This window comes from Clostridium frigoris, assembly GCF_018861865.1.
GTDB lineage: Bacteria > Bacillota > Clostridia > Clostridiales > Clostridiaceae > Clostridium_AD > Clostridium_AD frigoris.
In genome coordinates, this window is sequence record NZ_JAHLDV010000147.1 from 1 (window position 1) to 711 (window position 711).

1 protein-coding gene is annotated in these 711 nt (G+C 32.3%); it reads left to right on the top strand.

Features of this window, described 5'->3' with window-relative positions; translation table 11 throughout:
• The coding region (locus KPL37_RS19520) for an Rpn family recombination-promoting nuclease/putative transposase (protein ID WP_216151720.1) at positions 1 to 538 on the top strand (538 nt) is incomplete at its 5' end.
• Positions 539 to 711: the final 173 nt, after the last annotated feature.

Here is a 711-nt window from a genome sequence, read left to right on the forward strand (position 1 = left end):
CGATGATTATAAGAATCTAACTAAGGTCATAACTATAAATATAGTAGACTTTGAATATATAAAAATACCTGATAAATTTCATACAACATTTCATCTATGGGAAGATGGAGATAAAGACTACATGTTAACAGACGTAGTTGAGATTCATTTTATAGAAATGGCGAAATTCAGAAAATTAAAGAATAAGAATTTAAAAGAAGATAAGTTACAAAGGTGGCTATCTTTTTTAAGTGAAGATATAAGTGATAAAGAATTAGGGGAGTTGATGGACATGGATGTTGATATTAAAAAAGCAGAAGAGAAAATAGAATATCTAAGTAGTGATCCAAAGACATTAGAACTTTACAAAGCAAGAGAAAGATCACTTCATGAGAGGGCTAATATGATAAGCAGTGCTAAGGATGAAGGAATAAATGAAAAAGCTATAGAAGTCGCAACAAATTTATTAAAACTAGGAGTTAATATAGATATAATAATCAAAGCTACAAGTCTTTCTAAGGAAAAGGTTATACAAATAAAGAAGGAGTTAGAAAATTAGGAAATATGAGATTCGAAGCTAGGCGAAGATGGAACATCTTATGCGGATAATAGCAACAGAGTTTGTCCGCTTCACTTCCAAACTCTGTAAGGGGTCAGACCCTTGGGAATGTTTGGAAAGTGTAAGTTAGGCATGCGAAGCTAGGCGAAGATGAGACATCTGATGCGGATTAA